The sequence below is a fragment of the Micromonospora sp. NPDC005161 genome, from assembly GCF_053599855.1.
The window spans coordinates 167,089-193,166 of the sequence record NZ_JBSFYQ010000004.1 but is presented as its reverse complement, the minus strand read 5'-3'; the positions used below and the strand labels follow the sequence as shown (position 1 = coordinate 193,166).

Below are 26,078 nucleotides of genomic sequence, written 5' to 3'. Positions count from 1 at the left end.
TCTACTTCCAGCGGAAGTGCACGAAGAGTCGGCCGAAGTTCTTGGAGTCCTTCTCCACCCGGTGATAGAGCTGCTTGACGTCCTTCTGGTCGAGGAACCGCAGCACCCGCTTCTTGAGCTGGCCCGATCCCTTGCCCGGGATGATCTCCACGAGGGTGGCCTTCTTCGCCACCGCCTCGTCCATGATCCCGCGTAACGCGCGGTCGATGTCCTGGCCCTTGTTGAAGATCTCGTGCAGGTCCAGCTTGAGCTTCATGCCGCAGCCCCCGGCCGGTCAGGTCCCATGTCCGCCATCCTAGGCACGCCAGGCGGGGCGCCCGCCGGACGACGACGGGGCGGCCCCGAAGGGCCGCCCCGTGCACGTCACCGGTCCGCGTTCAGCGCGTACCGCCCAGGCGGGTCTCCACCCGCTCCAGCGCGACCCGGTAGTCGTCGTTGGCCGCGTACATCGCGGCGGCGATCCGCAGGTGCCGCAGCGCGTCCGAGTGCCGGTTCAGCCGCTCCAGCGTCCGGCCCAGCACGTGGTGCGCGTAGTGGTCGCTCGGGTCCCGGTCGACCAGCTCCCGCAGCTGCTCCTCGGCCCGGTTGAGCTGAGCCGACTGGAAGTACGCCCGGGCCAGCAGCTGCCGGACCGCCGCGTTGCCGGGTTCGGCGTCCACGATCGGCTCCAGCAGTCGGGCCGCTCCGCTCGGATCACCTGTTTCGAAGAACATGGTCGCCCGCCGGTAGTCCGCCAGAAGATCCATCTGCCCACCTCCTCGGGTCGCGCGCCGTCACTGTTCCGACGCTGGCACAACGCTGGGCGTTTGGCGACTGTTCCCCGGGTCTCTTTCCACCCTCGGCGGGTCAGGTGCGGGCGTCCCGGCGTCCGGTGGACAGCTCCCAGGCGCGGACGCCGCCGACGATCCCCGCGGTGTTCGGCACCACGACGACGTCGTCGCCCATCCGGGCCAGCTGCTCGGGCCGGATCAGCCGGGAGTTGCCCCCGCCCAGGTAGAGCCGGTCCCAACGGAACACCGGGCGGAGCCCGTCCACCACCTGCCGGATCCGCCGGGACCAGAAGGCGTCGCCGAGCCGGCGGCGCTCCGGCTCGCCCACGTACGTGTCGTAGGTGGTGCCCCACCGCACCGGCGCGTGGGACAACTCCAGGTGCGGGGCGAGCACCCCGCCGTCGAAGAGGGCGCTACCCAGCCCGGTGCCCAGGGTCAGGACCAGCTCGCATCCGGTGCCGGCGACCACCCCGGCGCCGTGCACCTCGGCGTCGTTGAGCACCAGCGCCGGCACCCCGAACGCGTCGGCCAGCGCGCCCCGCGCGTCCCAGCCGGACCACTCGGCGAGCAGGTCCGGATCGACCCGGCTGCGTGGTCCGCTGCGGGTCACGTAGTGCGGTGTGGTCACCACCACTCCGTGCCGGATCATCCCGGGCACGCCCACGGTGAGCCGGTCGGCCGCCGGCAGCCGCCCGCCCAGGTCGAGCAGGGTTCGGACGAACAGCTCAGGCGGCAGCGGGTACGGGGTCGGCACCCGCAGCGGCCGGGCCCGCATCGTGCCGGCCTCGTCGAGTACCGACGCCTTGATGCCCCCGCCACCGCAGTCGATCGCCAGTGTGGTCACCACGTCGTTGAGTCTGCCCGCTGCCGCCCGGCCGTATGCCGGCGGCCGGATAGGCTGCCGTCCTGATGAGCGCCACGATGATCGTCAAGGACCTGGCCGCCGGGCACGGCGACCGCCCGCTCTTCGCCGGATTGGACCTGGTCGTCGCCCCCGGCGACGTGGTCGGCCTGGTCGGGCCGAACGGCGCCGGCAAGTCGACGCTGCTGCGTACCCTCGCCGGGTTGCTGCCGGTGGAGGCCGGCAGCGTCCGGCTCAGCCCGCCCACCGCGACCGTCGGGCACCTGCCGCAGGAACCGGAACGGCGGCCGGGCGAGACGGTGCGCGATTTCCTGGCCCGGCGGACCGGGGTGACGGCCGCGCAGGCCGCGCTGGACGTGGCGACCGAGGCGCTGACCGCCGGGGCCGCGGGCGCCGACGACGCGTACGCCGACGCGCTGGAGCGCTGGCTGGCCCTCGGCGGCGCGGACCTGGACGAGCGCGCCGAGCAGGTCAGCGCCGACCTTGGGCTCGCGGTCGACCTGGACCATCCGACGACCGGGCTCTCCGGCGGTCAGGCCGCCCGGGCGGGGCTGGCCTCGCTGCTGCTCAGCCGCTACGACGTGTTCCTGCTCGACGAGCCGACCAACGACCTGGACCTGGCCGGGCTGGAGCGGTTGGAGGAGTTCGTCACGGGGCTGCGGGCCGGCACGGTGCTGGTCAGCCACGACCGGGAGTTCCTGACCCGCACGGTGACCCGGGTGCTGGAGCTGGACCTGCCGCAGCAGCAGGTGCACCACTACGGCGGTGGCTACGCGGCTTATCTGGAGGAGCGCGAGGTGGCGCGGCGGCACGCCCGCGCCGACTTCGAGGAGTACGCGGACGCCCGGGCTGGCCTGGAAGCGCGGGCCCGCACCCAGCGCGCCTGGATGGAGAAGGGCGTGAAGAACGCCCGCCGCAAGGCCACCGACAACGACAAGATCGGCCGCAAGTTCCGCAGCGAGGCGACCGAGAAGCAGGCGGCCAAGGCCAAGCAGACCGAGCGGCTGATCGAACGGCTCGACGTGGTCGAGGAGCCCCGCAAGGAGTGGGAGCTGCGGATGGAGATCGCCGCCGCGCCCCGCGCCGGCGCCGTCGTGGCCACGCTGCGCGGCGCGGTGGTACGCCGGGGCGGGTTCACCCTCGGCCCGATCGACCTCCAGATCGACTGGGCGGACCGGGTCGCGGTGACCGGGGCGAACGGCTCGGGCAAGTCCACCCTGCTGGCCGCGTTGCTCGGTCGGCTGCCGCTGGACGCCGGAACCGCGTCGCTCGGGCCCGGGGTGGTGGTCGGCGAGGTGGACCAGGCCCGAGGGCTGTTCCTCGGCGACGCGCCGCTGATCGACGCCTTCCAGGCGGCCGTACCGGAGATGTCGCCGGCGGACGCGCGGACCCTGCTGGCCAAGTTCGGGCTGCGCGCGGCGCACGTGCCACGGCCGGCGGCCACCCTGTCCCCCGGCGAGCGGACGCGGGCGGCGCTGGCCCTGCTCCAGGGGCGCGGGGTCAACCTGCTGGTACTCGACGAGCCCACCAACCACCTGGACCTGCCGGCCATCGAGCAGCTCGAAGCGGCCCTGGCCAGCTACCCGGGCACGCTGCTGCTGGTCACCCACGACCGGCGGATGCTGGCCGCCATCGAGACGAACCGCCGGCTGCGGGTCGACGCCGGACGGATCGCCGAGGATTGATCCGTGCCGGCGGGCCGGCGCGGGGTGAGAATGACGCCATGCTCAAGTGGGAGTACGCGCTACTGATCCGCCGTCGCCAACCGGCGGCCAACGATCTCGGCTGGGAGGTCGTCTTCGTCTGGTACGGCCCCGACGGCTCGATGGTCGATGTGACGCCCTACGGCGACACGGCGCTGGCCCACCTGAACCGGGCCGGCGACCAGGGCTGGGAGTTGGTCGCGATGAGCGAGGACCCGTCCCTGCCCGGCCACAACGAGTTGCACCGCTACCACCTCAAGCGCCCGAAGCCGGCCGCCCCGCCTCCCCGCCAGCGGATGCGTGGCGGCGGCCGGCCGGGCCGCCGCACCTTCTCGGGCTGACCGCCCGGCCCCGGGCGAACTGCCCTGCGACGCACGGTCCTCAGCCACCGGGGAACGCCCTCGGGCACCGGCGCGCGGTCCCGACGCTCCATCACGCGGCCCGACGCTGCGTCACGCGGCGCGGCGCTCCGTCACGCGGCCCCGCAGCGCGGCCGGGAAGCCTTAGCACGCGGCCCCGCGGCTCCGCCGCGACCCGGGGCTCGGCCGGCACCGGCGCGATTGAGTCTTATACCTGGGAGGCATATTTATACCTGTGAGGTATAGCGCTTTCTCGGCCATCCGCCTCGCGCCGCGACACGCCGACCGACGCTCGGGAGACCCGCCGAGCCAGTCGACGGGCGGGGCATACCGGGCGCGGATGCGGGTAACGCGCGGCGGGAGGTGGCCCGAATGGTCGCTTTGGCACAGACTCCGCCCTCGGCCGACCGGCTGCGGGCGATCGACGAGTTCCTCGCACAGGCGTGGGCGGACCAGGTCCGGCACGACGACCGGCTGCGGGGCCTGGGGGTCGAGGTGCGGTTCGACCGGGGTGTCGCCCACCTGAGCGGAGAGGTGGCCGAGCCCACCGAGCTGCGGCTCGTCCGGGACCTCGTGGGGCGGCTGGCCGGGGTCTACGGCGTGTGGTGCCGGGTCGGCGTCGGCGGGCGTGCGCCCGTGGTGGTGGACCTCGGCTGCGGACCGACCAAGCAGTGGTCGGGCAACCTGGGGCTGGACATCTTCCCGGCCCCGGGGGTGGACGCGGTGGCGGACCTCTCCGGCTCGCTGCCGCTGGCCGACAACTCGGTGGACGTCCTCTTCGCGGTGCACATCCTGGAGCACCTGATCGACTTCCTGCCGCTGGTCGACGAGTGCCACCGGGTGCTCCGCCCGGGCGGTGTGCTGCACGTGATGAGCCCCTGGTGGGGACATGTGAACGCGGTCGCGGACCCGACCCACGTCCGGCTAATGGACGTGCAGACGTTCAAGGGGATCTGCCAACTCCGGCCGCCCGGCACGCCGCGCTGGTACCCACTGCACGCCGGCTGCGACGGCGCCTCCATCTTCGCCGACCTGACCCCACTACCACCCGACGCCGACCCGGCCCCCCAACCCCACCTGGCCCGCTTCTTCAATTAACCCCCACCCCGCCCGCACACCCCGAGCTGGGCCGGGGTTAGGGGGAGGTGGGTGGATTCGCGGAGTTCCAGGCGGTAGGGGGCGGAGAGTTCGCGGGCGGGGGCCGTGCGGTCGCCGTCGAGGCGTTCGGCGAGCAGTTCGACGGCGAGCCGGGCGATCTGCGCCTTGTCCGGGGCGACGGTGGTCAGCGTGGGGATCGAGAACCGGCCGTCCTCGATGTCGTCGAAGCCGACCACCGCCACGTCCTCGGGCACCCGCAGGCCGGCCTCGTGCAGGGCGCGCAGGGCACCCAGGGCGAGCGTGTCGTTGAAACAGAAGACGGCGTCGGGGCGTACCCCGGAGGTGAGCAGGCCGCGCATGGCGGCCGCGCCGTCCGCGCGGTGCCAGGCCGGCGCGGGCGCCACCAGGGCCTCGTCGTAGTCCAGGCCGGCGGCGCGCAGTGCGTCGGCGTAGCCGGTCAGGCGCAGTCGGGCGCTGGCGCCCTCCGGGGTGCGCTGCGAACCGATGGCGGCGATCCGGCGCCGGCCGAGCCCGATCAGGTGGCTGGTGATCTCCCGCGCCGCGCCCACGTTGTCGATCACCACATGATCCGCCGGGCCGTGGTCGACGCGCTCGCCGAGCAGCACCATCGGCCTGTTGTCCAGGCCGGCCAGGTCGTCCGCGGTGAGCGCCAACGGACTGAAGATCAGCCCGTCGATCAGGTGGTCGGTGATGCCGGAGGCGACCACCCGTTCCTGCTCGCGCCCACCGCCGGTCTGGTCGATCAGCACCGTCCAGCCGAAGTCGGCGGCCGCGGTGACCACGTAGCGGGCCAGCTCGGCGAAGTACGGGATGTCCAGTTCCGGCACCGCCAGCGCGATCACGCCGGTGCGCCCCTTGCGCAGGTGGCGGGCGGAGAGGTTGGGCCGGTAGTTCAATTCGGCGATCGCCTCCTCGACCCGGGCCCGGGTGTCCGGCCGGACGTGCACGTAGCCGTTGACCACGTTGGAGACCGTCTTCACCGACACGCCTGCCCGTTCGGCCACATCCTTGAGCCTGTGTCGCACTCCGCAACCTCCCCGATGTAACACTCCGCACCCTACCCCGTCACCAGCCCTTTACAACGTTGCCTACAACGTTGTAGAAAGCAGGGAGGCCGGGTGGGCGGTGACTGCGGTCACCCGGCACCGGCAATGAGGAAAGGTGGCACCCCTTGCGGACCGCGCAGCTGACGATCGACCCAGCCTTCGCGATCGGCCCCGCCGACCGACGTCTCTTCGGCTCCTTCGTCGAGCACATGGGGCGATGCGTCTACGGCGGGGTCTACGAGCCAGGCCACCCCAGCGCCGACTCGCGCGGCCTGCGCGGCGACGTGCTGGAGCTGACCCGGGAGCTGGGCGTCTCGGTGGTCCGCTACCCGGGCGGCAACTTCGTCTCCGGCTACCGCTGGGAGGACGGGGTGGGCCCCGTCGGCGACCGGCCGCGCCGGCTCGACCTGGCCTGGAAGACGATCGAGACGAACGCGTTCGGGCTGGACGAGTTCATGACCTGGGCCGCCGAGGCCGGTGTCGAGCCGATGATGGCGGTGAACCTCGGCACCCGCGGCGTGCAGGAGGCGCTGGACCTGCTGGAGTACGCCAACCACCCGGGCGGCACGCAGCTCTCCGACCTGCGACGCAAGCACGGCGCGGAGGACCCGTACGGGGTGCGACTGTGGTGCCTGGGCAACGAGATGGACGGCCCGTGGCAGGTCGGCCACAAGACCGCCGACGAGTACGGCCGGCTGGCCGCCGAGGCCGCCAGGGCGATGAAGATGGTCGACCCGTCGATCAGCCTGATCGCCTGCGGCAGCTCCAACCGGCGGATGCCCACGTTCGCTTCCTGGGAGGCGACCGTGCTGGAGCACACCTACGAGCACGTCGACTACATCTCGGCGCACACCTACTACGACCCGTCCGACGGCGACCAGGCGAGCATCCTGGCCTCGGCCGTCGACATGGACAACTTCATCACCGAGGTGGTCGCGACCGCCGACCACGTGGCCGCCAAGCAGCGGCACAAGCGCAAGCTGAAGATCTCGTTCGACGAGTGGAACGTCTGGTACGAGTCCCGCCTCCAGGCCGACCTGGACAGGCGCGGCTGGGTCGAGGCCCCGGCGCTGATCGAGGACAACTTCACCGCGGTCGACGCGGTGGTCGTCGGCGACCTGCTGATCACCCTGCTCCGGCACGCCGACCGGGTCGGGGTGGCCGCCCAGGCCCAGCTCGCCAATGTGATCGCGCCGATCCGCACCCGCAACGGCGGCCCGGCCTGGCGGCAGAGCATCTTCCACCCGTTCGCGCTGACCGCCCGGTACGCCCGCGGCACCGTGCTGCAGACCGAGCCGGTGTCGCCGCGCTACGACACGAAGAAGTACGGGGACGTGCCGGTGCTCGACACCGTCGCCGTGCACGACGAGGAGACCGGCGAGCTGAGCGTCTTCGCGGTCAACCGCGGCGAGGAGGACCTGCCGTTGGAGATCGACCTGCGTGGCCTGCCGGGAATGTCCGGTCTGTCATTCGTCAGTCTCGCCGCCGGGTCTGACCCGTCGGCGATCAACACCGAGGCCGAGCCCGACCGGGTGACGCCCCGGGAACTGCCCACCCCCACCCCCGACGGCGGCCGGTGCACTGTGCGCCTGCCCGCCGTGTCCTGGAGCGTGCTGCGCTTCGGCCCGGCCGGCGCCTGATGTCGTACCGGGTTTGACCAGGCACAATTCATTCCGTCCCCCTCAAGGAGAGAACCAGCATGATCCAGAACGACATGAGTCGGCGTCGCCTGCTCGGCCTCGGTCTCGGACTCGGTGCCGCTGCCTCGCTGACCCTCGCCGGCTGCGGCGGCGACGGTGACAGCAGCTCCGGTCCGGCCGCCGGCAACGGCGGCAAGGAGTACACCGGCCCCAAGGTCGACCTGAAGCTGTGGAACGGCTTCACCGGCGGCGACGGCGACATCTTCAAGGCGCTGGTGAACCAGTTCAACACCGAGCACAAGAACATCGCCGTGTCGGTGGCCACGTACCAGTGGGAGGACTACTACAACAAGCTCCCCGGCGCGGCCTCCAGCGGCAACGGCCCGGACATCGCGGTCATGCACATGGACCAGCTCGCCACCTTCGCCGCCCGTGGCGTGATCACCGAGCTGGACGACGTGGCCAAGAACCTGGAGCTCGCCGAGGGCGACTTCGCCCCCACGGTGTGGAAGGGCGGGCTCTACAACAACAAGCGGTACGGCATCCCGCTGGACATGCACCCGCTGGGCTTCTACTACAACAAGACCGTCATGCAGAAGGCCGGCCTGGACCCGAACAAGCCGCCGACGACCAAGGACGAGTACGTCGCAGCGCTGGCCGAGCTGAAGAAGGCCGGCGTGCAGGGCTTCTGGGTCAGCCCGTTCCAGTTCACCGGCGGCATGACCTTCTACTCGCTGCTCAACCAGTGGGGCGCCACGCTCTTCGACGCCGACGTGGCCAAGGCCACCTTCAACTCCGACCCGGCCGTCGAGGCCTGCACCTGGCTGGTCGACATGATCAGGCAGGGCTACTCGCCAGCCAACGTCGGCCAGGACGCCGACTACCTGGCGTTCAAGAGCGGCAAGAACGCCTTCACCTGGAACGGCATCTGGCAGATCAACGATCTGAAGAAGAGCCCGGAGGTGCAGTGGGGTGTCGCCCCGCTGCCCCAGATCGGCAGCAAGCCTGCGGCCTGGGCCAACTCGCACAACTTCACGATCGTGAAGCAGCGGGCCAACGACGCCAACAAGGTCTCCGGCTCGAAGGTCTTCATCAACTGGCTGAGCGAGCACTCGCTGGACTGGGCGAAGGGCGGCCAGGTGCCGGCCCGTAAGGCGGTCCGCGAGGGCGCCGAGTTCAAAGCGCTGCCGGAGATCTCGTCGCTCGCCCCCGAGCTGGAGTACGCGGCCTTCCCGCCGGCGGCCCCGGGCCTGGGCGAGGTCATGACGACCTTCTACAACTCGTTCAACGAGGCCGCGCTGGGCAAGAAGTCGCCCAAGCAGGCGCTGGACGACGGGGTCGCGAAGGCCAACAGGCAGCTCGAGGACAACCGCAAGAAGTACGGGAGCTGATAGCTCGTGGCGGACGTGATCGAGGTCGGGGCGGCGCGCGGTGACGCGCCGCCCCCGGCGGCCAACGCAGCCCGCCGGGGCGCCTCGGCGGGCCGGACCGGACGGGCGACGCCATATCTGTTCCTCGCCCCCTACCTGGTCCTGTTCGGGGTCTTCGGCCTGCTGCCGATCGTCCTCGGCCTCTGGCTCAGCGTGCACCAGTGGGACTTCCAGCTGCCCAACCGGCCGTTCATCGGGTTGGACAACTACAAGGACCTGTTCTCCAGCGACTCCGCCATCTACGGCGACTGGTGGGAGAGCGTCCGGGCCACCGCGATCTTCACGGTGCTGTCGGTGCCGCTGCTGGTGGTCGTACCGCTCGGGCTGGCGCTGCTGCTGAACCGTTCCTTCCCGGGTCGGACCTTCTTCCGGGCGATCTACTTCGCGCCGTACGTGCTGGGTGTGGCGGTGGTCGGCCTGCTCTGGCGGTTCCTGCTCGATGCCAACCTGGGCCTGGTCAACCGGCTCGCCGGCGCCGTCGGGCTGCCCGCGGACACCCCCTGGGTTACCAACATGCCGTGGGCGTGGATCTCGCTGGTTGGTGTCACGGTCTGGTGGACCTCCGGCTTCAACGCGGTGATCTACCTGGCCGGTCTGCAGGACATCTCGCCGGAGCTGTACGAGGCTGCCCGAATGGACGGCGCCAGCGCCTGGCAGCGGTTCCGCAACGTCACCCTGCCCGGGTTGCGCCCGGTGCTGCTCTTCGTGATCACCACCACCGTGCTCGCCTCGGCGAACATGTTCGGCCAGTCGTTCCTGATCACCCAGGGGGCGCCCGGCACGGAGACCCGGACGGTGGTCTGGTTCATCGTCGAGGAGGGCCTGCGGGACAACGACGCCGGCCGCGCGGCCGCGATGAGCATCGTGTTCGCCCTGATGCTGGCGGTCGTGAGCATCGCCAACTTCCGCCTCTTCCGCTACAAGGAAGACTGAGGGGACCGCCATGACGACGCCCACGCGGACCAGCCGCGGTTCCGCGGCCGCGAGCCGGATCGTGCTCTACGCCACCCTCGTGGCGCTGGCCCTGATCTTCCTGACCCCGCTGGTGTGGATGGTCATCACCTCTCTGAAGACCTACACCGCCGCCCAGCAGATCCCGCCGAGCTGGCTACCGAATCCGCTCGCCGGCTACGGCTACGAGCAGATCCTGAACAACACGGCCAACCCGGTCCTGCGCTGGTTCCTCAACAGCATGCTGGTCGCCACGCTGCACTCGCTGCTGGTGCTGGTGACCGCCTCGATGGCCGCGTACTCGCTGGCACGGCTGCGGTTCCGGGGGCGCGGGGTGACCTTCGCGCTGATCGTCGGGACGCTGTTCATCCCGCCGACGTCGCTGCTCATCCCGAACTTCCTGATCGTCGACCAGCTCAACTGGATCGACACCCTCGCCGTGGTGGTGGTGCCGGGCGCGGCCAGCGCGTTCGGGGTGTTCTTCCTGCGGCAGTTCTTCCTCTCGCTCCCCAACGAGCTGGAGGAGGCCGCCACGCTGGACGGCGCCAACCAGTGGCAGATCTTCTTCCGGGTGGTGCTGCCGTTGTCCAAGCCGGCGCTGGCCACCCTGGCCGTCCTGTCGTTCCTCACCAACTGGAACGACTTCCTCTGGCCGATCTTCGTGCTGTTCAGCCCGGAGAAGCTCACCCTGCCGCCGGGCCTGGGCCTGCTCCAGGGGTCGTACGTCACCGACTATCCGGTGATCATGGCGGGTGCGGTGCTGGCCAGCCTGCCGGTGCTGATCCTCTTCGTGCTGGCCCAGCGGCACATCATCCAGGGCGTCTCCCGCAGCGGTCTGAAGGGATGACCCGGGCAACCACCCGGCGACGCGGCGCGGCGGCGATCACCCTCGCCGCCGCGCTGCTCGTCACGGGCTGTTCCGACGGCGACGAATCCATCGACAACAGCAACGGAGGCGGCTCCAGGATGTTCACCAACCCCGTCATCAGCACGGACGCTCCGGACCCGCAGGCGATCCAGGTGGGCGACACCTGGTACCTGTTCCACACCAACTCCGGAGGCCGCAACGTCCCGGTGCTGACCTCCACGGACCTGGTCGACTGGACCGAAGCCGGGGACGCCCTGCCGGCCCTGCCGGACTGGGCGGACGCCGGCAAGACCTGGGCGCCGGAGGCGATCCAGCTGGCACCGGAGAAGTTCCTGCTCTACTACACCGTCGCCGGTCGGGAGTCCGGGCGGCAGTGCGTCGGGCGGGCGGTGGCCAGCGCGCCGCAGGGCCCGTACCGGGACGACTCGGCCGGCCCGCTGATCTGCCAGGCGGAGCTGGGCGGAGCGATCGACGCCAGCCCGTTCCGGGACACCGACGGCAGCCTCTGGCTGCTGTGGAAGAACGACGGCAACGCGATCGGGGTGGACACCTGGCTCTGGTCGCAGCGCCTCGCCGAGGACGGCCTGACGCTGGTCGGTGAGCCGACGAAGCTGCTCAAGCAGACCGAGCCGTGGGAGGGCACCCTGATCGAGGGGCCGTTCTTCCAGCGCCAGGACGGTCGGCTGCTGCTCTTCTTCGCCGCGAACGCCTACGACCGGGCCGAGTACGCCGAGGGCTACGCAATCTGCGAGAGCCCGACCGGTCCGTGCGTGAAGGCCGCCGAGAACCCGATCCTGAAGACCAGCGAAGCCGCCTCCGGCCCCGGGCACGCCTCGATGGTGGTCAAGGACGGTCGGACCTGGCTGCTGTACCACGCCTGGCCGCCCGGCCAGGAGGGCAGCGTCGACCCCGGCCGCCAGACCTGGCTGGACGAGGTGACCTGGGTCGACGGCAAGCCGGTCCTCAAGGGCCCGACGGGCGAACCCCAGCCCCGTCCCTGACACGTACGCAAGGAGGGGCCCCTCGCGATCGCGAGGGGCCCCTGCGCACGTTCGGGCTCAGCTGTCGGCGGCCGGCTCGCGGGGGGCCGGGGCGACGGCGGGCTCGTGCCGGGCCAGCCGGTTGCGGCGGTAGCCGTAGCCGAAGTAGATCAGCCCGCCGAGCAGCATCCAGGCCAGGAACCGCAGCCAGGTCTCCACCGACAGGTTGAGCATCAGGTAGAAGCAGGCCAGCGCGGAGACGATCGGCAGCACCGGGGAGAACGGCACCCGGAACGGCCGCTCCAGGTCCGGACGCTTGCGGCGCAGGATCGGCACCGCGACCGAGACCAGCACGAACGCGCACAGCGCGCCGATGCTGACCAGGTCGGCCAGGGCGGAGAGCGGCAGGAAGCCGGCCAGCAGCGCGACCGTGACCGTCATGATCGCCGAGATCCGGTACGGGGTGCCCCAGCGCGGGTGCACCGCCGCGATCGACGGCGGGACCAGCCCCGGTGCCGATCACGATGCCGATGCCGAAGCCGGTGAGGTCGACCGCGCCGAGCCGCCTCTTCAACCCAGGCCGGCCGTCGTGCTCACTCCTCCCACCGTGCGACCACCACCGTGGCGGCCGGTGACCGGCGTTGCTACCCACCCACGGGAGCTGTCAACCGCGGCAACCATCCTTCACACCGAGTGCGACCTCCGCCACGATGAGCAACGGCGCGGAACGACCCGATGCCCGGCGGGCGAATCGAGCGCGTGCGAACCCTTGCGATAACGACCCGAGTGTGAAAATTTCCTTCCAGCGGCAGATAGCCAGCGGCGAATCTTGCCGGTAGTGCCGCGCTGAACACCCGGGAGCCCCAACGAAGGGACACACCGCATGAAGGCAACTCGGCTCGGAGCCGCCGGGCTGGTCGCAGCCCTGCTCGGCACGCTCGTCACCGCCACCCCCGCGAGCGCCGCGCCCGCCGCGGCCGGCACCGCCACCACCGCCGCCTGCAGCACCGACCCGGCCACCCCGAAGCGGCAGTTCCGGGCGATGTGGATCTCGTCGGTCGTCAACATCGACTGGCCCAGCAAGGCATCTCAGACCGACCCGGACCGGGTCGCCGCCCAGCAGGCCGAGTATCGCGGCCTGCTCGACCTCGCCGAGCGGCTGAACCACAACGCGGTCGTGGTGCAGGTCCGCCCGACCGCCGACGCGCTGTGGCCCTCCCCGTACGAGCCCTGGTCGGAGTACCTGACCGGCGTACGCGGGCAGGACCCGGGCTGGGACCCGCTGGCGTTCCTGGTCGACGAGGCGCACAAGCGCAACCTGGAGTTCCACGCCTGGTTCAACCCGTACCGCGTCTCCATGCCGGCCCCCGGTGGCGCCGGCGCGGACATCAATCTGCTCGCCCCCGGCCACCCGGCCCGGCAGCACCCGGACTGGACCTTCGCCTACCCGCCGGCCGGCGTGGCCGGCAGCCGGCTCTACTACAACCCCGGCATCCCCGAGGTCCGCGAGTTCGTGCAGACCGCGATGATGGACGCGGTCAGCCGGTACGACATCGACGGTGTGCACTTCGACGACTACTTCTACCCCTACCCCAGCGGTACCCACCAGGTGCCGGACGACGCCACCTTCGCGGCGTACAACCGGGGCTTCACCGACCGGGCCGACTGGCGGCGGGACAACATCAACCTGCTGATCCAGGAGATGAACGGCAAGATCAAGGCGGTGAAGCCGTGGGTGAAGTTCGGAGTCAGCCCGTTCGGCATCTGGCGCAACAAGGCCGCCGACCCGCTCGGCTCGGAGACCACTGGCAGCCAGTCGTACGACATCATCTCCGCCGACACCCGTAAGTGGGTCAAGCAGGAGTGGATCGACTACGTGGTGCCGCAGCTCTACTGGTACATCGGCCAGTACCCGGCGGCCGACTACGCCCGGCTGGTGCCGTGGTGGGCCGAGACGGTGCGCGGGACCCGCGTCCAGCTCTACATCGGCCAGGCCGACTACAAGAGCGGCGACGCGGCGTACGGGCCGTTCTGGCAGAACCCGCAGGAACTGTCCGACCACCTGACGCTCAATCAGGCGTACCCGGAGGTGCAGGGCAACGTGCACTTCTCCGCCGTACAGGTGCGGGCCAACCGGCTCGGCGCCACCGACATCTACGCCGCCGAGCACTACTCCCGCCCGGCGCTGGTGCCGGCCATGCCGCACCTGCCGTCCAAGCCGCTGCTCTTCCCGGTGGTCACCAAGGCCACCCGGAACGCCGACGGAGTGCGGCTGACCTGGCGTCAGCCGGCCGACGGCGCCGGGCCGTTCGGCACTGCCACCTCGTACGCGATCTACCGGTTCGACGGCACCACGCTGCCCGGTCGGTGCGGCATCGCGGACGCATCGCACCTGGTCGACACCGTCCGCGCCACGGCCGGTGGGGCGCAGTCCTGGGTGGACACGTCGGCCGAGCCCGGCCGGCGGTACACCTACCAGGTGACCGCGCTGGACCGGTCGGCCAACGAGAGCCCGGCGAGCCCGCCGGCCTTCGTTCTGCGCTGACCGTACGGCCCTCGCCGAGTGCCCCGGGTGCCATCGAGCACCCGGGGCATTCGTCTGTTTCAACGTATGTCACCAATAGTTCGCGAGACACATACCGATGAGTTGATCAGTTGATCGACACTGATCGACATCCGGTAACCCGCCGGTAACTTACCGCCCCGCCCGCTCACCCCCGCGGAGGTAACCCGTGTCCCGACGTCTCGCCACCCTGCTCGCCTCGGGCGCGCTCGCGCTGCTCGCCACCCTCGCCGTCGCCTCCCCCGCCGCCGCCGTCACCCCCGCACAGCGACTCTCGGTGCTCTCCAGCTGGACCCAGACCAGCGCGAGCAGCTACAACTCCTGGAACAACGCCCGGGTCAACCGGGCACCCTGGGCCGAGTACAACTTCAACTGGTCCACCGACTACTGCTCGTCGAGCCCCGACAACCCGCTCGGGTTCACCTTCAACCTGGGCTGCTACCGACACGACTTCGGCTACCGCAACTACAAGTCGGTCGGTCAGTTCTCCGCCAACAAGTCCCGGCTGGACAGCGCCTTCTACGAGGACCTCAAGCGGGTCTGCGCCACGTACAACGCGGTCGTCCGGCCCGCCTGCTACAGCCTGGCCTGGACCTACTACCAGGCGGTCAGCATCTTCGGTTCGGTGGCGGCCGTGCAGCAGGCCGACATCGACCGTGCCGCCCGGATGAAGGCCGACGCCGAGCGCCGCGCCGCCGCCCGCTAAACCCACCCACCCCACCCCGCCTCCTGGCCGCGTTGATCAAGAGGTTTCGGTCATCGGAAGCCCGCTTCCTGACGCAAACCTCTTGATCAACAACGCTGGAGGGTGGGGTCAGGCGCGTTCGGTCCGCGTGGCCGGGTGCCGGTCGGGTTCGGCGGGACGACGCGGCGCCGGCTGGGACAGCCCGGTGCTGAACCGGGTCGAATCCGCCGCCAGGTCCGGATGCTCCACGTCGAGCGCCAGCGCCGCCGCCTCGTCCAACCCCAGCTCGGCGCCCTCTCCGTACGCGTCGTCGAAGGCCGCGTCACCCAGCACCCCACGCAGCTCCGCCTGCTGGTCGTCCCAGTAGCCGCCGTAGATGCCCGGCGTGGACCGCATGCTGGCCCGCGTCGCCTGCGCCGCCCCGAACAGCCGAGCGGCGGTCAACTGGTCCCCGCCGGCCGCGCAGCGCACCGCGATCGCGTTCAGCGTCTCGCACGCCAGGCCGTGGTAGCCGTGGCCCATCCGGGAGCGCAGCGCCACCAGCAGGTGCTCGTGCGCCGCGATCACGTCGCCCCGGGCCAGCGCGACCATACCGAGCAGCATGTCGACCGAGCGCCGGCCCCGCTCCACCGGCCGGGCCGCCTCCACCGGACGGACCGCACCCAGCAGATCCGCCGCCTCCTCCAGCGCGCCCCTCCGCCACAGCAGCTCGGCCAGGCTGAACACCGCGAACAACGCCTCGCCGACCACGTCCTGACCGTGCGCCCAGTCGATGACCTCCCGGCACACCCGCTCCGCCTCGACGCACTGTCCCATGTCGACCAGCGGCGCGGCCCGCCCGGCGAGCACCCGGGCCAGCAGACCGGCGTCACCGGCCTGCCGGGCGGCCGCCTCCGCCCGCTGGGAGAAGCGCAGCTCCTCGGCGAACTCGCCGTCCCCGCCGGCGTGCAGCGAGTGCATGTGGTACGCCGCCGCCAGCTCGGCCTCCGGGATCTGCTCTCCGGTCTCGGCGATCCGCCCGTACAGCCGGAACAGCCAGAGCCGCCCCTCCCGGGCCAGCCCACGCTCACGCCACCACTGGTCCAGGCCGCCGGCCAGGCGGAGGCCGGCGCGCGCGCTGCCGCCGGTGGTGCACCAGCGCAACGCGGCCCGAAGCTCCCCGGCCAGCGGGTCGAGGGCGTAGAGCGACAGCGTCACCGGCCGACCGTCCGGGCCCAGGTGTGCCCGCTCCAGCGCGTGCGCCGACCAGGCCACGTGCCGGTCCCGGGCGGCCTGCTCCTCGCCCGCCTCGGCCAGCCGCCGCGCGGCGTACGCCCGGATCGGGTCGAGCATCCGGTACGTGCTGCCGGCGGCACGCGGCTCGGCCAGCACCATCGACTTGTCCACCAGCACCGAGAGCGGATCCAACGGGTCGTCGCCCAGCAGCCACTCCACCGTCGCCAGGTCCACCGGCCCGGCGAAGACCGCCAGCCAGCGCAGCAGCCGGGCGGCCCGCGGCCCCAACGTGCGGTACGACCAGGTGACGGTGGCCTGCATGGTCAGGTGCCGCTTGGTGGCCGAGCGCTGCACCGCCCTGCTCGCCGGGGTGGGCGGCGACGCGCCGGCCGCCGCGGCCACCAGGTCCACGGTGTCCTGCTGGTTCCCCGACCATCCCCGCTCCACCGGCGGCGGCTCCGGGTCCTCCCGGCCGGCGTCCAGCGTGCCGAGCACGTCGTCCAGCCGCTCGGCGAGCTGACCGACGGAGAGCACCCGCAACCGGGCGGCGGCCAGCTCGATGGCCAGCGGCAGACCGTCCAGCCGCTGCACCACCCGGCCCAGATCGGCCGACTCGGCCGGATCCGGCTGCCGCCCACCGCGTGCGGCCGCCGTACGGTCCAGCAACAGCGCCACCGCGTCGCTCTCCGCGCCCTCCGCGCTCGGATCGACCGAGAGCGGCGGGATCCGCCAGACCACTTCGCCGGGCAGGCTGAACGACTCGCGGCTGGTGGCCAGCACCCGCACACCGCCCCCGCCGGAGAGCAGGCGGGAAATGACTTCCGCGCAGGCGGCCGGCTGCGTGTCGCAGGTGTCCAGCACGACCAGCATCCGACGGCCGGCCGCGTACTCGACAAGGGTGTCCAGTATCGGCCGGCCCGGCTCGGGTCGCAGCCCGAGCACCGCGGCGATGGCGAACGCCACCAACCCCGGGTCGGTCACCACGGCGACGTCGACGAACCAGACCCCGTCCGGGTACGCCTCGACCACCCCGCTGGCCAGCTCCACGGCGAGCCGGGTCTTGCCCGCCCCACCCGCGCCCAGCACGGTGACCAGCCGGTGCTCCTCGACCAGCCGGCCCAGCTCGGCCCGCTCGGCCTGCCGGCCGACGAACGAGGTCACCTGGGTCGGCAGGTTGTGCGCCACCGCGTCGGCCGTGCGGGGCCGGGGGAACTGCCGTTCCAGCCCGGGCGCGACCAGCTGGAACAGTCGTTCCCGGTCGTCGAAGCCACGCAGCCGGTGCAGGCCCAGGTCGAGCAGGGTGGCACCGGGTGGCAGCGGTTCCGCCCGGCGGGCGGTGGACGCCGAACAGAGCACCTGCCCGCCGTGCGCGGCGGCGGCCACCCGGGCCGCCCGGTGCACCTCGGGGCTGGCGTACTCCCCGTCGCGCGGCTCGGCGTAACCGGTGTGCAGGCCCATCCGCACCCGCGGCGCCGCTTCCTCCGTGGGCCAGTCGTGGCTGGCCAGCGCGCGCTGGGCGGTCAGGCAGGCGGTCAACGCCGCCGCGGCGTCGTCGAAGGCCAGGAAGAACGAGTCGCCCTCGGTCAGCAGCTCGGCGCCACCGGTGCTGGCCAGCGTCCGGCGTAGCAGCCGTCGGTGTTCGGCGAGCACCGGGCGGTAGTCCGGGCCGAGCAGCTGGGCCAGCCGGGTCGAGCCCTCGATGTCGGTGAACACGAAGGTCACCCAACCGCTCGGGAGCTGGATCCGTGGCGACATGCGTGGAACCTCCGCCCGTGACGTCGGGTTCATGCTGCCTGAGTCCGAGCGGTCACACATCGTGAGAACGGCCGGGCACGTGCCGCCTCAAAGTGCCACTCGGACCCGTTCCCGGCAAGGGCGGCCGACCAGACGGCCGCGAATTGGTTGGATCAGCAGCCGCAGGCACCGCCGCAGCAGCCGCCCCCGGTGGCGGCCGCGGCGCCGCCGCCCGCACCCCGGCCGGTGACCGCGACCGCGGAGAGCAGCTTGACCGTGTCGGTGTGGCCCTGCGGGCAGGTGGCGGGCGCGCCAGCCGACGCCATTGGACGGTTGACCTCGAACGTGTCGCCGCAGGCGCGGCAGCGGAACTCGTACCTGGGCATGGCAACCAGGGTACGGGGACCTGACGTCCAACGGGGTATGGGTGATACTCGACGGGTGGTGGACGGCGAGGACAAAACGCGTGTGCAACCGTTGCGACCGTCCGCGCCGCTGGACGGGCCGCTCGAAGGATCGGGGGCCGCGCCGGATCCGGTGCCACGGGCCGTGCCCCGCCCCCGCCGGCCCTGGCTGAGTGGCAAGGCCCCCGCTGCGCCCAACCCGACGGCCGGAGCCCCGAAGACCGACGCCCCCGATGGAGGCACGAAGGCCGACGCACCCGGTCAAGGGACGAAGACCGACGCCACCGGTGGAGGGACGAACGCCGACGCACCCGCTGACGACCTGACCGCCGCACCCCCGGCCGTCGACTCGGACGCGGTGACCGCGCCGGCCGGGGCGGGCGCCGAGACGCCGGCTGGCGATGCGAAGACCACACCCCTGCCCGCCGCCGAGGCAGACCCGAAGCCGGCCAGTGTGGACGACGTGGCCAGCGCACCGAAGATCGATCCGGGCCGGCGGCGACGGGTGCCGTTCGCGCACGCGCTTCGCCTGCCGCCACGGCAGGCAGCGGCGACCGCTGCCCGGGCGACCCGCGCCTGGGCCCGCCGCCCCAGCGGTCGGCTCACCCTGCCCGGGGTCTTCCTGCTCGCCCTAGTGGCCGCGACCGCCGCGGCGGGCGCGCTGCTCGTCCCGGCGGCCATCCGCGCACCCCGGCCGGTCGCCGTCGACGCCTCCGACACGCCGGCCGCGGCCGTACCGCCCCCGGTGCTGCCGTCCGGAGTTCCCACCGGACCGCTGCCGACCGGGCCCCTTCCCACCGGCGGACTGCCGACCGGCGCGCTGCCGACCGGGCCGGCCGGTGGGCCGGTGACCGGTGGGCGGCCCTCGGACGCCCTGGCCGGCTGGGCGCAGCAGGTCGGCACCAAGGTCGGTGTCCCGCCGGCCGCGATGCAGGCGTACGGCTACGCCGAGCTGGTGCTCGCCCAGACCAACCGCAGCTGCGCGCTGAGCTGGACCACGCTGGCCGCGATCGGCCAGGTCGAATCGGGGCACGGCACGGCCAACGGCGCCCGGTTGGGGCCGGACGGCAAGGCGCTTCCGCAGATCATCGGCCTGCCGCTGGACGGGCGGGACGGGCGCATGCGGATCATCGACACCGATCGTGGGAACCTCGACCAGGACACCTCGTTCGACCGCGCGATCGGGCCGATGCAGTTCATCCCGACCACCTGGCAGGAGATCGGCGCCGACGCCGACAACGACGGCGTCAAGGACCCGCACGATCTGGACGACGCGGCCCTGGCGGCGGGAAACTACCTGTGCAAGAACAACCGCAACCTGAGCATCGCCGCCGACTGGTGGAACGCGATCCTGTCGTACAACGACGTGCGCCGGTACGCCCAGGACGTCTACGACACCGCAAACCGATACGGACGGGCCAGCCGTACGTGAAGTGATCGTCCGCATACATTGGAGAACTGGACACTTCCCCCGGGCAGCTGTTAGCGGCAAGCTAGACAGGTGATGGTGCGCGAGTGGGACCCCAGGACCGCGTCGTCCGCCGAGATCGCGTCGCTGCTGGACACGCTGAACGCGGTTCTGGCGGTCGATCTGCCGCAGGACCCGCCGTGGCGGGAGGACTCCCTGCGGGAATACCTCGCCGAGGTGATGCCCGGTGAGCGGCGGCTCTCCTGGATCGCCCAGGCCGATCCGACCGACCCCGGCGGTCCGGGCGCGGTGCTCGGGCAGGTCCACGTGCTGCTCCTGGGCGACATCGGCGTGCTCGAAGTGCTGGTGCACCCGTCCGTGCGGCGCGCCGGGCTCGGCCGTGACCTGGTGCTGCGCGCTGCCCGCCGGGTCTACCAGGAGGGCTTCCGGTCGATCGGGGTCGAGGTGGTCGGCGACACGCCGGCGGTGGGCTTCTACGAGGCGCTCGGCTTCACCCGGGAGTACGTGGAGACCCGCAGCGTGCTCGACCTCTCCACGGTCGACTGGACCGAGCTGGCCGGAATGGCCACCGGCATCGGCGCGGGCTACCACCTGGAGTTCTTCCCCGGCGGGCCGCCGGACGACCTGATCGAGGCGTACGCGCGGGCCAAGGCGGAGGTGCGCGACGTCGACGACGGCGAGCTGCGCCCCAGCTCCTACGACCCGCAGCGGCTGCGGGACAGCCTGGACACCCTCCACCGGCGGGGCATGAAGCCGTACATCGTGCTCGCTCGGCACGAGCAGAGCGGCGAGGTGGCCGGCCTGACCGAGGTGGTGGTGCCGGCCCAGCACCCGACCCGCGCCGACCAGTACGACACGATCGTCGCCCAGGACCACCGGGGCTACGGCATCGATCGAGCGATCAAGGCCCGGATGCTGCGGGAGCTGCGCTCCGCCGAGCCGGAGCTGGCCGAGGTGCAGACCTGGAACGCCCAGGCCAACGAGGCGATGCTCAAGGTCAACGCGGAGCTGGGTTACCGGCCCGACCGGGACTGGTGCGAATACAGCGTCGACATCGCCGAGCTGGTGCACCGCATCGATCCGCCACGCTGAAAGAATTCACGAAACTGTCCAATGGGGGATGGACGGTGGACAGTCGCGCACCTTAACGTGCGTTGACTCCCATCCACCCATCGTGGAGGCCCTATGCGCCCGCGCCGCACAATCGCCGCGCTCGCGACCGCCACCGTCGCCGTGACCGTCACGGCCCTCGGCGTCGCACCCACCGCGGCAAGCGCCGCACCCACCGACCTGTTCATCTCGGAGTACGTCGAAGGTTCGTCGAACAACAAGGCGATCGAGCTGTTCAACGGCACCGGTGGTGCCGTCGACCTCACGACCGGCGGCTACCAGCTCCAGCTCTTCTTCAACGGCTCCGCCACGGCCACCAACATCGCGCTGACCGGGACGGTGGCCGCTGGCGACGCGTTCGTGTTCGCCAGCGCCTCGGCCGGGTCCGCCATCCTCGCCCAGGCCGACCAGACGACCGGGGCGAGCCTGTTCAACGGTGACGACGCGATCGTGCTGCGCCGGGGCACCACGGTGCTCGACTCGATCGGCCAGGTGGGTGTCGACCCGGGCACCGAGTGGGGCACCGGCGTCACCAGCACGGCCGACAACACCCTGCGTCGGCTGCCCGCCGTGACCGCCGGTGACACCGACCCGTCGGACGCGTTCGATCCCGCCGCGCAGTGGGCCGGCTTCCCGGTCGACACCTTCGACGGGCTCGGCACGCACACCGTGGACGGTGGTGGCCCGGTCGACGCGCCGGCCACGCTGACCTGCGGCGGGCCGCTGGTCACCGCTGCCGGCACGGCGGCTACCCGTGAGGTCACCGCCACCGACCCCGATGACACCGTCGTCGACCTGGCGGTGAGCGCGGTCAGCCCGACCCCGGCCACCGGCTCGATCACCCGCACCGCGCTGACCCCGGCCGAAGGGCTGGGTGGCACCGCCCGCGCCACGGTCAGCGCGAGCGCCGACCTCGCCGCCGGGGCGTACACCGTCACGGTGACCGCGACCGACGCGGGCGGCGGCACCGCCAGCTGCGCTCTGGTCGTGCAGGTGACCCGGGAGCTCACCGTCGGCGAGGTGCAGGGCCCGACCACCGACGCCGAGTCCGGCCCGACCGACCGGTCGCCGCTCGCACCGGCGAGCGGCAACGGCACGAGCAGCACTTTGTACGACGTACGTGGGGTGATCACCCAGTTGACCCTGGCCCGCACCTCGGCCGGGGCGGAACAGCACGGGTTCTTCCTGCAGAGCCGCACCGGCGACACCGACGGCGACCCGACCAGCTCCGACGGCATCTTCGTGTTCATGGGCACGTTCACCTCGTTGATCGGTGGCTACGTGCCGACGGTCGGCGACGAGGTGGTGCTCCGGGCCCGGGTGTCCGAGTATTTCAACTTCACTCAGCTCTCCGGTGCCTCGCTGGTCCGCCGGATCGCCACCGGCCTGGACGTGGCCACGGCGGTCGCGGTGACGGACGCGGCCCCGCCAGCTGAGCTGACCGACGCGCAGCGCTTCTGGGAGCGGCACGAGGGCGCCCGGCTGCGGGTACGCGCGGGCAGCGGCGCGGTGAGCGGTCGGGACGTCTTCTCCTCCACCGCCGACGCGGAGCTGTGGGTGGTCGACCGGGACGACCCACTGTTGGACCGCGCCGACCCGTACGCCCGGCGGGTGTTCCGGGACTCCCACCCGCTGGACAACGACCCGACCCGTCGCTTCGACGACGGCAACGGCCAGCGGGTGCTGCTCGGCAGCATGGGCGTGAAGGCCACCGCCGGGGTCAGCACCGCGCTGCTCCCGCCGGCGCACACCTTCGACACGCTGCGCGCGGACGCGGTGGGCGGGGTCTACTACTCGTTCGAGAAGTACGGCGTCCAGGTCGAGCGGGCGGAGTTCGACGCCGGGGCCGACCCGTCGAAGAACAACCCGCCGAAGCCGGCCGACCGGTCGCAGGAGGTGGCGGTCGCCACCTACAACGTGGAGAACCTTTACGACCACCGGGACGACCCGTTCGACGGCTGCGACTTCACCGGCAACGCCGGCTGCCCGGGCGTCAACCCGCCGTTCGACTACGTGCCGAGCGGTGAGGCGGACTACCGCGAGCACCTCACCGCGCTCGCCGACCAGATCGTCAAGGACCTGCACGCGCCGGACCTGATCCTGGTGCAGGAGGCCGAGGACCAGGACATCTGCACGGTGTCCGGGGCCGCGCTGGCCTGCGGCGACACGAACAACGCCGACGGCGCCCCGGACACCATCCAGGAGCTGGCGCTCGCGGTGGCGGCGGCCGGCGGTCCGGCGTACGCCGCTGCCTACGACCGGACCGGCGCGGACGCCCGCGGCATCACGGCCGCCTTCCTGTACCGCACCGACCGGCTGTCGTTGGCTGCCGCGACGGCGACCGACCCGCTGCTGGGTTCGGCGCCGACCGTCCAGTACCGCGCCCCGGGGCTGCCGGCCAACGCCGACGTGCAGAACCCGAAGGCGCTCAACGCGGTGCTGCCGGCCGACGTGGACACCTCGACGGGCCGGGACGGGAACAACGTCTTCACCCGGGCTCCCCAGTTGGGCAGGTTCAGCGTGGCCGCGACGCCGGGCTCGGCGGAGCGGTTCACCCTGTACGCGCTCAGCAACCACTTCTCCTCCGGCCCGGACAGCCGGGTCGGGCAGCGTCGGGAGCAGGCGGCGTACGGCGCGGCGATCGTGACCGCGATCGAGGCCGCCGACCAGAACGCCCGGGTGGTCTACGGCGGGGACCTGAACGTCTTCCCCCGCCCGGATGATCCCATCGCGACGGGCAGCCAGCCTACCCCGTCGGACCAGCTCGCCCCGCTCTACGAGGCGGGCCTGCACAACCTGTGGGACAACCTGGTCGCGGACACCCCGTCGGCCGCGTACTCGTACAGCTTCGAGGGGCAGGCGCAGACGCTCGACCACCTGTTCGTCAACGACGCGCTCTACGGTGACCTGGTGCAGGTGCGGGCAGCGCACGTCAACGCGGACTGGCCCGCGGAGTTCAGCGGCGACGGGTCGCGGGGCTCCAGCGACCACGACCCGCAGGTGGCCCGGTTCCGCTCCCGGGCGTCGCTGACCGTCGCCGACACAACGGTGGTCGAGGGCGACAAGGGCACCCGGCAGCTCACCTTCACCGCCACCGTGTCCCGGCCGTTGTCCCAGCCGGTGCTGCTCTGCGCCGCCACCCTCGGCGGCACGGCGCAGGCCGGTTCGGACTTCGACCCGTACGTCGGCTGCCGGACCCTGGCCGCTGGGCAGACCTCGCTGGCCTTGCCGGTGACCGTGCGCGGTGACCGGAAGCGGGAGGCGGACGAGAGGCTCACGCTGCTGGTGGCCGGCGTGCCCGGCCTGCGGCTGGCCGACCCGGCGGCGACCGGCACCATCACGAACGACGACTGACCCGTTTCTGCTCGTTCGCTGGTCCGAGCGGGCCGTCGTCCAGGTTTGCGCCGGACGACGGCCCGCTCGCTCGTTCCCGGCGTCAGCGGTCAGTAGTAGTCGTGGATGGCCGGCGGGGGTGGCAGATGACGGTGTTGCGCGACCCGTACCTCCCACTGGCTGCGTCGTCGCCGCGCCTCCCGATCCGCCGAGGAGCGGTGATAGGTCTCCGGCGGCCGGGCCAGCCCGTAGATGTCCGCCCACCACTCCCCCGGCTCCGGGTCGAGGATGGTGTCCAGATGTGAGGGGTAGCGGCGACCGGCGCCGTCGTGAATGTCCTCCCGGTCGGCCATCGGCAGAATCACCCGGCCGTTCTGGTCGACCACGGCGATGTAGAGCCCGGCCGCTGCGAGGAGGCGCTCCAGCACGGCCAGGCTGGGGGTCAGGCTGCCCGCTTCGACCCGCCCCACCGTCGAGGGCGAAACTTTGGCGAAGCGAGCCATCTGGTGCTGGCTCAGCCGGACGATCCGACGTGCCCGGCGAACCAGACCGGCAATGGGAAATTGACCGACGGTTGGACCGGTGGGAGAAGGAGGATCGAGTGCCGACGCCATTCGGCCACCATCCCCGGTAGTGCCACCCGAGCTCAATCCCTGTGGATAAACCTGTGGACACCCGGCGGGGGCGGGGGCCGAGGCGGAGGCGGGGGCGGAGGCGGGGGCGGAGGCGGGGGCGAGGGCGTGGTTGGCGCCCTTTGCTCTGCTTCAACGGACGCAACAGCCGGACCCGAAAAGTGTTGCGCCCGTTGAAGCAGAGCAAAGGGGGGTCGGGGGGGCGCGATGGGGGCGCGCGAGAGGCCCGCTACCGGCCGCTCAGTAGCGCTCGCGGAGCAGTCCGGCGGCCTCGACAGCCCAGTAGGTGAGGATGATCTGCGCGCCGGCCCGCTTGATCGAGGTGAGCGTCTCCAGCATCACCCGCTCGCGGTCGATCCAGCCGTTCGCGGCGGCCGCCTCGACCATCGCGTACTCACCGGAGACCTGGTAGGCGGCGACCGGAACGTCCACCGCGGCCCGCACCGCCGACACCACGTCGAGGTAGGGCAGCGCCGGCTTGACCATCACCAGGTCGGCGCCCTCGGCGACGTCCAGCGCCACCTCGCGCAGCGACTCGCGCAGGTTGGCCGGGTCCTGCTGGTAGGAGCGCCGGTCGCCCTCCAGCGCCGACTCCACCGCGTCCCGGAACGGGCCGTAGAAGGCCGAGGCGTACTTCACGGCGTACGCCAGCACGGTCACGTCCTGGTGCCCGGCGGCGTCGAGCGCCCGGCGCACGACGCCGACCTGGCCGTCCATCATCCCGGACGGCCCGACCATGTGGACCCCGGCGGCGGCCTGGGCCACCGCCATCTCGGCGTACGCCTCCAGGGTCGCGTCGTTGTCCACCTCGCCGCCCGGGGTGAGCAGGCCGCAGTGCCCGTGCGAGGTGAACTCGTCCAGGCACAGGTCGCTCATCACCACCGTGGCGTCGCCGACCTCGGCCACCACGTCGCGGATGGCGACGTTCAGGATGCCGTCCGGGTCGATGCCACCGGACCCGGTCGGGTCACGATGCTCCGGCACACCGAAGAGCATGATCCCGCCGACACCGGCCTGGACCGCCTCGACCGCCGCCTTGCGCAGCGAGTCCCGGGAGTGCTGGAGCACCCCCGGGAGCGACGCGATGGCGCGGGGCTCGGTCAGCCCCTCCTTGACGAACATCGGCACGACCAGCTCGGCCGGGTCGACCCGCGTCTCGGAGACCAGCCGGCGGATCGCCGGGGTGCGGCGCAGCCGGCGGGGCCGGATCTCGGGGTACGACATGGGAGCCCCTCCTGAAGACGA

The 26,078-nt window shown here is 72.0% G+C and carries 21 protein-coding genes and 1 pseudogene; 13 read left to right on the top strand and 9 right to left on the bottom strand.

Annotated features, from left to right (window positions below):
- Position 1 precedes the first annotated feature (1 nt).
- The 3 genes from ACWD5O_RS06170 to ACWD5O_RS06160 form a co-directional block, all read right to left on the bottom strand.
- Entirely contained in the window at positions 2-256 is a 255-nt protein-coding gene (locus ACWD5O_RS06170; protein ID WP_007465523.1) for a Smr/MutS family protein, read from the bottom strand.
- A 121-nt stretch (positions 257-377) separates the two neighbouring features.
- The gene (locus tag ACWD5O_RS06165; protein ID WP_089018862.1) at positions 378-746 is read right to left on the bottom strand and encodes a tetratricopeptide repeat protein; all 369 of its coding nucleotides are present in this window, start codon (positions 744-746) and stop codon (positions 378-380) included.
- A 100-nt stretch (positions 747-846) separates the two neighbouring features.
- Positions 847-1,617: an ROK family protein gene (locus ACWD5O_RS06160; protein ID WP_354963648.1), complete on the bottom strand. Its 771-nt coding sequence runs from the start codon at positions 1,615-1,617 to the stop codon at positions 847-849.
- Between the two features lie 62 nt (positions 1,618-1,679).
- Here ACWD5O_RS06160 and ACWD5O_RS06155 point away from each other — a divergent pair, with 62 nt between their 5' ends.
- The 3 genes and pseudogenes from ACWD5O_RS06155 (at position 1,680) to ACWD5O_RS06145 (ending at position 4,792) form a co-directional block, all read left to right on the top strand.
- Positions 1,680-3,317 (top strand): ABC-F family ATP-binding cassette domain-containing protein, encoded by a 1,638-nt coding sequence (locus tag ACWD5O_RS06155; protein ID WP_354963647.1) that lies wholly within the window; start codon positions 1,680-1,682, stop codon positions 3,315-3,317.
- 38 nt (positions 3,318-3,355) lie between these two features.
- Positions 3,356-3,601: pseudogene (locus ACWD5O_RS06150) on the top strand (hypothetical protein); the annotation flags it as partial.
- A gap of 465 nt (positions 3,602-4,066) precedes the next feature.
- A complete protein-coding gene (locus tag ACWD5O_RS06145; RefSeq protein WP_450084727.1) occupies positions 4,067-4,792 on the top strand; it encodes a methyltransferase domain-containing protein in 726 nt (241 codons plus the stop codon).
- Here the strand turns inward: ACWD5O_RS06145 and ACWD5O_RS06140 are convergent.
- Positions 4,789-5,838 (bottom strand): LacI family DNA-binding transcriptional regulator, encoded by a 1,050-nt coding sequence (locus ACWD5O_RS06140; protein ID WP_354963645.1) that lies wholly within the window; start codon positions 5,836-5,838, stop codon positions 4,789-4,791. The genes ACWD5O_RS06145 and ACWD5O_RS06140 overlap by 4 nt on opposite strands.
- A gap of 146 nt (positions 5,839-5,984) precedes the next feature.
- Between ACWD5O_RS06140 and arfA the strand changes: the two genes are divergently transcribed.
- From arfA to ACWD5O_RS06115, 5 genes are read left to right on the top strand one after another with little or no spacing between them, the layout of a single operon-like run.
- Entirely contained in the window at positions 5,985-7,499 is a 1,515-nt protein-coding gene (gene arfA / locus ACWD5O_RS06135) for an arabinosylfuranosidase ArfA (protein WP_450084726.1), read from the top strand.
- A 59-nt stretch (positions 7,500-7,558) separates the two neighbouring features.
- Positions 7,559-8,890, top strand: a complete 1,332-nt coding sequence (locus ACWD5O_RS06130) for an ABC transporter substrate-binding protein (RefSeq protein WP_354963643.1) — start codon at positions 7,559-7,561, stop codon at positions 8,888-8,890.
- Positions 8,891-8,896: 6 nt separating this feature from the next.
- Positions 8,897-9,862 carry a carbohydrate ABC transporter permease gene (locus ACWD5O_RS06125; protein ID WP_354963642.1) on the top strand — a complete coding sequence of 322 codons (966 nt, stop codon included), beginning with the start codon at positions 8,897-8,899 and terminating at the stop codon, positions 9,860-9,862.
- A 10-nt stretch (positions 9,863-9,872) separates the two neighbouring features.
- A complete protein-coding gene (locus tag ACWD5O_RS06120; protein WP_354963641.1) occupies positions 9,873-10,727 on the top strand; it encodes a carbohydrate ABC transporter permease in 855 nt (284 codons plus the stop codon).
- Entirely contained in the window at positions 10,724-11,749 is a 1,026-nt protein-coding gene (locus ACWD5O_RS06115; protein ID WP_354963640.1) for a glycoside hydrolase family 43 protein, read from the top strand. The genes ACWD5O_RS06120 and ACWD5O_RS06115 overlap by 4 nt, the downstream gene beginning before the upstream one ends.
- A 57-nt stretch (positions 11,750-11,806) precedes the next feature.
- Here the strand turns inward: ACWD5O_RS06115 and ACWD5O_RS06110 are convergent, their stop codons facing one another.
- Positions 11,807-12,235, bottom strand: a complete 429-nt coding sequence (locus ACWD5O_RS06110) for an amino acid permease (protein ID WP_354963673.1) — start codon at positions 12,233-12,235, stop codon at positions 11,807-11,809.
- A gap of 376 nt (positions 12,236-12,611) precedes the next feature.
- Here ACWD5O_RS06110 and ACWD5O_RS06105 point away from each other — a divergent pair, with 376 nt between their 5' ends.
- Together ACWD5O_RS06105 and ACWD5O_RS06100 are read left to right on the top strand one after the other, a co-directional pair.
- Complete coding sequence (locus ACWD5O_RS06105) at positions 12,612-14,273, top strand: glycoside hydrolase family 10 protein (RefSeq protein WP_450084725.1); 1,662 nt, start codon at positions 12,612-12,614, stop codon at positions 14,271-14,273.
- A 187-nt stretch (positions 14,274-14,460) separates the two neighbouring features.
- Positions 14,461-14,997, top strand: a complete 537-nt coding sequence (locus ACWD5O_RS06100) for a phospholipase (RefSeq protein ID WP_354963638.1) — start codon at positions 14,461-14,463, stop codon at positions 14,995-14,997.
- Between the two features lie 108 nt (positions 14,998-15,105).
- Here the strand turns inward: ACWD5O_RS06100 and ACWD5O_RS06095 are convergent, their stop codons facing one another.
- A complete protein-coding gene (locus tag ACWD5O_RS06095; RefSeq protein WP_354963637.1) occupies positions 15,106-17,946 on the bottom strand; it encodes an ATP-binding protein in 2,841 nt (946 codons plus the stop codon).
- A 152-nt stretch (positions 17,947-18,098) separates the two neighbouring features.
- Positions 18,099-18,311, bottom strand: a complete 213-nt coding sequence (locus tag ACWD5O_RS06090; protein WP_354963636.1) for an FmdB family zinc ribbon protein — start codon at positions 18,309-18,311, stop codon at positions 18,099-18,101.
- Positions 18,312-18,366: 55 nt separating this feature from the next.
- Between ACWD5O_RS06090 and ACWD5O_RS06085 the strand changes: the two genes are divergently transcribed.
- The 3 genes from ACWD5O_RS06085 to ACWD5O_RS06075 all read left to right on the top strand — a co-directional run bounded on the left by ACWD5O_RS06085 (position 18,367) and on the right by ACWD5O_RS06075 (position 24,222).
- The gene (locus tag ACWD5O_RS06085) at positions 18,367-19,761 is read left to right on the top strand and encodes a lytic transglycosylase domain-containing protein (RefSeq protein WP_354963635.1); all 1,395 of its coding nucleotides are present in this window, start codon (positions 18,367-18,369) and stop codon (positions 19,759-19,761) included.
- Between the two features lie 72 nt (positions 19,762-19,833).
- Positions 19,834-20,850 (top strand): GNAT family N-acetyltransferase, encoded by a 1,017-nt coding sequence (locus ACWD5O_RS06080; RefSeq protein ID WP_354963672.1) that lies wholly within the window; start codon positions 19,834-19,836, stop codon positions 20,848-20,850.
- A 93-nt stretch (positions 20,851-20,943) separates the two neighbouring features.
- The gene (locus ACWD5O_RS06075; RefSeq protein WP_387324485.1) at positions 20,944-24,222 is read left to right on the top strand and encodes a lamin tail domain-containing protein; all 3,279 of its coding nucleotides are present in this window, start codon (positions 20,944-20,946) and stop codon (positions 24,220-24,222) included.
- 89 nt (positions 24,223-24,311) lie between these two features.
- Here ACWD5O_RS06075 and ACWD5O_RS06070 read toward each other — a convergent pair whose 3' ends face one another.
- The gene (locus tag ACWD5O_RS06070; protein ID WP_354963633.1) at positions 24,312-24,815 is read right to left on the bottom strand and encodes a helix-turn-helix domain-containing protein; all 504 of its coding nucleotides are present in this window, start codon (positions 24,813-24,815) and stop codon (positions 24,312-24,314) included.
- Positions 24,816-25,073: 258 nt separating this feature from the next.
- Positions 25,074-26,057, bottom strand: coding sequence for a porphobilinogen synthase (gene hemB / locus ACWD5O_RS06065; protein ID WP_354963632.1), 984 nt, complete (start codon positions 26,055-26,057; stop codon positions 25,074-25,076).
- Positions 26,058-26,078 lie beyond the last annotated feature (21 nt).

What these genes read in the sequence shown, in the direction of transcription:
- ACWD5O_RS06170 (WP_007465523.1), bottom strand. Translation starts at nt 256, where the DNA reads ATGAAGCTCAAGCTGGACCTGCACGAGATCTTCAACAAGGGCCAGGAC.
- ACWD5O_RS06165 (WP_089018862.1), bottom strand. Translation starts at nt 746, where the DNA reads ATGGATCTTCTGGCGGACTACCGGCGGGCGACCATGTTCTTCGAAACA.
- ACWD5O_RS06155 (WP_354963647.1), top strand. Translation starts at nt 1,680, where the DNA reads ATGAGCGCCACGATGATCGTCAAGGACCTGGCCGCCGGGCACGGCGAC.
- ACWD5O_RS06145 (WP_450084727.1), top strand. Translation starts at nt 4,067, where the DNA reads ATGGTCGCTTTGGCACAGACTCCGCCCTCGGCCGACCGGCTGCGGGCG.
- ACWD5O_RS06130 (WP_354963643.1), top strand. Translation starts at nt 7,559, where the DNA reads ATGATCCAGAACGACATGAGTCGGCGTCGCCTGCTCGGCCTCGGTCTC.
- ACWD5O_RS06120 (WP_354963641.1), top strand. Translation starts at nt 9,873, where the DNA reads ATGACGACGCCCACGCGGACCAGCCGCGGTTCCGCGGCCGCGAGCCGG.
- ACWD5O_RS06115 (WP_354963640.1), top strand. Translation starts at nt 10,724, where the DNA reads ATGACCCGGGCAACCACCCGGCGACGCGGCGCGGCGGCGATCACCCTC.
- ACWD5O_RS06105 (WP_450084725.1), top strand. Translation starts at nt 12,612, where the DNA reads ATGAAGGCAACTCGGCTCGGAGCCGCCGGGCTGGTCGCAGCCCTGCTC.
- ACWD5O_RS06095 (WP_354963637.1), bottom strand. Translation starts at nt 17,946, where the DNA reads ATGTCGCCACGGATCCAGCTCCCGAGCGGTTGGGTGACCTTCGTGTTC.
- ACWD5O_RS06090 (WP_354963636.1), bottom strand. Translation starts at nt 18,311, where the DNA reads ATGCCCAGGTACGAGTTCCGCTGCCGCGCCTGCGGCGACACGTTCGAG.
- ACWD5O_RS06080 (WP_354963672.1), top strand. Translation starts at nt 19,834, where the DNA reads ATGGTGCGCGAGTGGGACCCCAGGACCGCGTCGTCCGCCGAGATCGCG.
- ACWD5O_RS06075 (WP_387324485.1), top strand. Translation starts at nt 20,944, where the DNA reads ATGCGCCCGCGCCGCACAATCGCCGCGCTCGCGACCGCCACCGTCGCC.
- ACWD5O_RS06070 (WP_354963633.1), bottom strand. Translation starts at nt 24,815, where the DNA reads ATGGCGTCGGCACTCGATCCTCCTTCTCCCACCGGTCCAACCGTCGGT.
- hemB (WP_354963632.1), bottom strand. Translation starts at nt 26,057, where the DNA reads ATGTCGTACCCCGAGATCCGGCCCCGCCGGCTGCGCCGCACCCCGGCG.